The sequence below is a fragment of the Streptomyces sp. WELS2 genome, assembly GCF_013870595.1.
Lineage (GTDB): Bacteria > Actinomycetota > Actinomycetes > Streptomycetales > Streptomycetaceae > Streptomyces.
Genome location: NZ_JACBWZ010000479.1, coordinates 1 through 4,829 on the forward strand (window position 1 = coordinate 1; position 4,829 = coordinate 4,829).

Consider the following 4,829-nt stretch of genomic DNA (forward strand, 5'->3'; position numbering starts at 1 on the left):
TCAGCGGCGGCTTCAGCCCGCTCGCCAGGTTCCGGTACGCGGCCCGCAGCAGCTCACCGGAGCCGTACGTGGAGGCCGTCAGGGGCGCGAAGACCCCGGCCGGCAGCCGCTGCAGACCGCTCGCCTCGGCCATCTCCACGACCGCGGTGCCGTCGCGCAGCGCGAACGCGGCCGTCACCTCCTCGCCGAGCGGCCCGGCCACCCGCACCTCGCGCCGTTCGAAGCCGGCCGCGACCGCCGCGTCCACGGTCCCGTCGCCGCCGTCGGCCACGGGCAGCGCCTCGACCGCCAGGTCCGGCACGACCCGGCGCAGCCCGGCCGTCACCCGCTCGGCGACCTGCACGGCCGTCAGCGAGCCCTTGAACTTGTCCGCGGCGATGAGCACCCGACGGGTCTCGTTCACTGCAGCGTCCGCCACCTTGTCTTCCCCTTGCTCTCCGGGCCCCGCGCACGGCGGGGCCAGTCGCGCCGCTGTGACGATAACCGCAGGACACCCCCGCCGTCATGCCCCGACCGAACCCTGGAAGGCCGCGCGGAGCGGGCACAAGTGGGTACCCCGCTGTCATGAGCACCCAGCGCACCGCACCGGACCTCGCCGACCGGCTGCACGGCGGCTGGCTCGGCCGGATCGCGGGCAACATGCTCGGCAAGCCGGTCGAGCAGGGCGAGGTGTGGACCCGCGACCGGATCGACCGCTATCTGCGCCGGGCCGCCGCCCTGCCGCTGACCGACTACCTGCCCGAGCCGGCCGACCCGGCCGAGGCCGCCGCGCTGCGCCCGGAGTGGCGGTGCTGTGTGCGCGGCCGGATCGACGGCGGCTGCCGGGACGACGACGTGGACTACGCGATCCTCGGCCTGCACCTGCTGGAGACCCACGGGTTCGGCTTCAGCACCGAGCAGGTCGGCGACCTGTGGCTGCTCACACTGCCGTACCTGCAGACCTTCACGGCGGAGCGGGCCGCGTACCGGAACCTGGCGAGCGGGCTGAAGCCGCCGCTGACGGCGACGTACGACAACCCCTACCAGGAGTGGATCGGCGCGCTGATCCGCGCCGACGTCTTCGGCTGGACCTGCCCCGGCGATCCCGTGCGGGCCGCCGGCCTGGCCCGCCGGGACGCGGTGCTCTCGCACACCGGCAACGGCGTCTACGGCGCCATGTGGGCCGCCGCGCTGATCGCGGCCTCCTTCACCGCCCCCAGTGTCCGGGACGCTCTGGAGACCGCGCTGGCGGTGATACCGGCGGGCAGCCGCCTGGCCCGGACGGTACGGCGGGTCGCGAGCCTGTACGAGACCCGGCTGCCCTGGGAGCAGACCCTGGCCACGCTGGCCGAGGAGACCGCCGGGCTCGGCTGGATCCACACCGTCCCGAACGCGGCGGTCCTCACCGCCGGGCTGCTGTACGGCGAGGACGACTTCACCCGGACCCTCGCGCTGACCGTGCGCGGAGGCCTGGACACCGACTCCAACGGGGCCACGGCCGGCTCGGTGGCCGGGGTGCGCACCGGGGCGCGGGCGATTCCGGCCCAGTGGCGGGAGCCGTTGCGGGACACGGTGCGCAGCGCGGTGTTCGGCTTCGACGGCGTACGGATCAGTGCGCTGGCCGAACGCACCCTGCGCCTGGCGACGGCGGGTTCGTAGGGCGGGGTGGCTGGTTACCCTGTCCCGATGACCACCACTGCTGACTTCGCCGCGTACATCGCGGGTCTGCCCCGGGTCCTCGCCGGCGCCGCCGCGCTCTTCCGGGACGCCGAGGGCCGGGTGCTGCTCGTGGAGCCCAACTACCGCGAGGGCTGGGCGCTGCCGGGCGGGACCATCGAGTCGGACACCGGGGAGACGCCGCGCCAGGGCGCCCGCCGGGAGACGCTGGAGGAGATCGGGCTGGACCGCCCGCTGGGCCGGCTGCTCGCGGTGGACTGGGCGCACGGCGTGGGCCGGCCGCCGCTGGTGGCGTACCTGTACGACGGCGGGGTGCTCACCGGGGCCGAGCTGGAGTCCATCCGGCTCCAGGAGGAGGAACTGCTGTCCTGGCGGCTGGTCGCCCGCGAGGAGCTGACGGCGTATCTGCCCGAGGTGCTGGGCCGCCGGGTGCTGGCCGCCCTGGACGTGCTGGCGGAGGGCGGCGGCACGGCGGAGCTGGAGAACGGCCGGCGGGTGGCCTGACCGGCGCGCGGCCCTCCGGGGCAGGGGGCCGGGTGTCCACCGGCCCTGGTGCGGTGCGCGCCCGAGGCCACCTCCGCCGTGCCCGGCCCGGCTTGTCCGTTCGCGGCGGCCCGCGGGCCCGCCCTACCCTCGGGGCATGGCCAAGCCTCTCGTCGCCCTGCTCAGCGGGGCCGGTATCTCCACCGACTCCGGGATCCCCGACTACCGCGGGCCGAACGGGTTGTGGCGGCGCGACCCGGAGGCCGAGAAGCTGGTCACGTACGAGTGTGCCTGGAGTGCGGCGGCGTCCTGAAGCCGGCGACGGTGATGTTCGGCGAGCGGCTGGATCCCGTGGTCCTCGGCCAGGCCGCGGCCGTCGCCAAGGCCTGCCAGGTGTTCGTCGCCGTCGGCAGCAGCCTGCAGGTGCAGCCCGCCGCCGGGCTGGCCGGGGTCGCCGCCGACCACGGTGCCCGGCTCGTCGTCGTCAACGCCGAACCGACGCCGTACGACGACCGGGCCGACGAGGTGATCCGCGAACCGATCGGCACCGCGCTGCCCGCCCTGCTGGCCCGGCTGGCGGCGGAGGGCGACGCGTAGGTCCCGGGCGGGCGGGTGCGGGCGGTCAGAACAGGGCCGCTCCGCGTTCGAAGTCCAGCAGGCGGCGCTTGCGGTCCAGGCCGCCGCCGTAGCCGGTGAGGCCGCCGCCCGCGCCGATCACCCGGTGGCAGGGCACGATGATACCCACCGGGTTCCGGCCGTTGGCGAGGCCGACGGCGCGGGAGGCCTGGGGATTGCCGAGGGCGTCGGCGAGCTGGCCGTAGGAGCGGGTCTCGCCGTACGGGATGCGGGTCAGCTGCTCCCAGACCCGGCGCTGGAACGGGGTGCCGTGCAGCCGGAGTTCCACGGTGAACTCCTTCAACTCACCCGCGAAGTAGGCCGCGAGCTGTTCTTCGGCCTCGGCGAACGGGGTGTCGTCAAGGGTGCCGAAGGTCTCCTCGGGCGGGCGGTGGCGCTGGCCGGTCATGTACAGGCCGCACAGCACACCGTCGTCGGCGACGAGGGTGAGCGGGCCGTAGGGGCTGTCGGTGACGGTGTGCTGCTTCATGGCGGGTCCTCGGGTGCCTTACGCGGGCAGGAAGTTGATCGGATGGCTGTCGGTCGCCCACAGGTACTGCACCGCGTACGCCCGCCAGGGCCGCCAGCCCTCCGCGCGGGCGGTGAGCGCGGCCGGGGTGGACGGCAGGCCCAGTTCGCTCGCGGCGCGCCGGATGCCGAGGTCGGTGGGGAGGAAGGCGTCGGGGTCGCCGAGGGCGCGCATGGCGATGACGTCCACCGTCCACGGCCCGAAGCCGGGCAGCGCGAGCAGCCGGGCACGGGCCTCGGCCCAGTCGGTGTCCACGCCCAGGCGCAGCCCGCCGTCGGCGAGCAGCCGGGCCAGGGTGGTCAGCGTGGTGCGCCGGGTGCGGGGCATGGCCAGGGACTCGGGGTCCACGGCGGCCAGCGCGTCGGCCGAGGGGAAGAGGTGGGTGAGGCCGCCCTCGGGGTCGTCCAGGGGTTTGCCGTGCGCGGTGACCAGGCGGGCCGCGTGGGTGCGGGCGGCGGCGGTGGACACCTGCTGGCCGGCACGGCGTGGTGAAGGTGCACTTCTACACCTTCGGCGGACTGCGGGCCACCGCCGAATGGATCGACGGATTCCGGCGGCAGCACGCCCCCGCACGCCGATGAATCGGTGAAGCCCCCGGCCCGCACAGGTTGATGTCGGATTCCCGCCAGCGCACGGGGTGGGCCGTGGCCGATGCTGGAGGCATGGGAACAGGCACCGACCTCGACCGGGAGCACTGCGTGCGCGCCGTGCGCTCCAAGGACGCGCGGTTCGACGGATGGTTCTTCACGGCCGTCCTGACCACCCGGATCTACTGCCGCCCGAGCTGCCCGGTCGTGCCGCCCAAGCCGGAGAACATGACGTTCTACCCGAGTGCCGCCGCCTGCCAGCAGGCCGGGTTCCGGGCCTGCAAACGCTGCCGCCCCGACACCAGCCCCGGCTCCCCGGAGTGGAACCTGCGCGCCGACCTGGTCGCCCGCGCCATGCGGCTGATCGCCGACGGCGTCGTGGACCGCGAGGGCGTGCCCGGACTCGCCGCCCGGCTCGGCTACAGCACCCGCCAGGTGGAGCGGCAACTGCTGGCCGAACTGGGCGCCGGCCCCCTCGCGCTCGCCCGCGCCCAGCGCGCCCAGACCGCGCGGCTGCTCATCGAGACCACCACGCTGCCCATGGCCGAGATCGCGTTCGCGGCCGGCTTCTCCTCGGTGCGCGCCTTCAACGACACCGTCCGCGAGGTCTTCGCCCTGTCCCCGAGCGAGCTGCGCGCCCGGGTGCCCGCGAGCGGCGCCGGCACCCCCGGCGTGCTCACCCTGCGGCTGCCGTTCCGCGCCCCGCTCAACCCGTCCAACCTCTTCGGCCACCTCGCCGCCACCGCCGTACCCGGCGTGGAGGAGTGGCGGGACGGCGCCTACCGCCGCACCCTGCGGCTGCCCTACGGCCACGGCATCGCCGCCCTCACCCCCCGCCCCGACCACATCGCCTGCCGGCTCACCCTGAGCGACCTGCGCGACCTGACCGTGGCCATCAGCCGCTGCCGCCGCCTGCTCGACCTGGACGCCTGGTCCGGCTCCGGCGAACCCTGGTCCCG

Annotated in this window: 5 protein-coding genes and 2 pseudogenes; 4 read left to right on the forward strand and 3 right to left on the reverse strand. The window is 75.2% G+C overall.

What is annotated here, in order from left to right; translation table 11 throughout:
* On the reverse strand, positions 1–403 hold a 403-nt coding region (locus tag H5J33_RS23640; protein WP_181796913.1), incomplete at its 3' end, for a glycerate kinase.
* A 161-nt stretch (positions 404–564) separates the two neighbouring features.
* Here H5J33_RS23640 and H5J33_RS23645 point away from each other — a divergent pair.
* The 3 genes and pseudogenes from H5J33_RS23645 (at position 565) to H5J33_RS23655 (ending at position 2,736) form a co-directional block, all read left to right on the forward strand.
* Positions 565–1,638 (forward strand): ADP-ribosylglycohydrolase family protein, encoded by a 1,074-nt coding sequence (locus H5J33_RS23645; RefSeq protein ID WP_181796914.1) that lies wholly within the window; start codon positions 565–567, stop codon positions 1,636–1,638.
* Between the two features lie 27 nt (positions 1,639–1,665).
* Entirely contained in the window at positions 1,666–2,160 is a 495-nt protein-coding gene (locus H5J33_RS23650) for an NUDIX hydrolase (protein ID WP_181796915.1), read from the forward strand.
* A 136-nt stretch (positions 2,161–2,296) separates the two neighbouring features.
* Positions 2,297–2,736, forward strand: a pseudogene (locus H5J33_RS23655) (Sir2 family NAD-dependent protein deacetylase).
* 25 nt (positions 2,737–2,761) lie between these two features.
* Here H5J33_RS23655 and H5J33_RS23660 read toward each other — a convergent pair.
* Positions 2,762–3,244 (reverse strand): methylated-DNA--[protein]-cysteine S-methyltransferase, encoded by a 483-nt coding sequence (locus H5J33_RS23660; RefSeq protein ID WP_181796916.1) that lies wholly within the window; start codon positions 3,242–3,244, stop codon positions 2,762–2,764.
* 18 nt (positions 3,245–3,262) lie between these two features.
* Positions 3,263–3,760: pseudogene (locus tag H5J33_RS23665) on the reverse strand (DNA-3-methyladenine glycosylase family protein); the annotation flags it as partial.
* Positions 3,761–3,945: 185 nt separating this feature from the next.
* Here H5J33_RS23665 and H5J33_RS23670 point away from each other — a divergent pair.
* The coding region (locus H5J33_RS23670; RefSeq protein ID WP_181796917.1) for a bifunctional transcriptional activator/DNA repair enzyme AdaA at positions 3,946–4,829 on the forward strand (884 nt) is incomplete at its 3' end.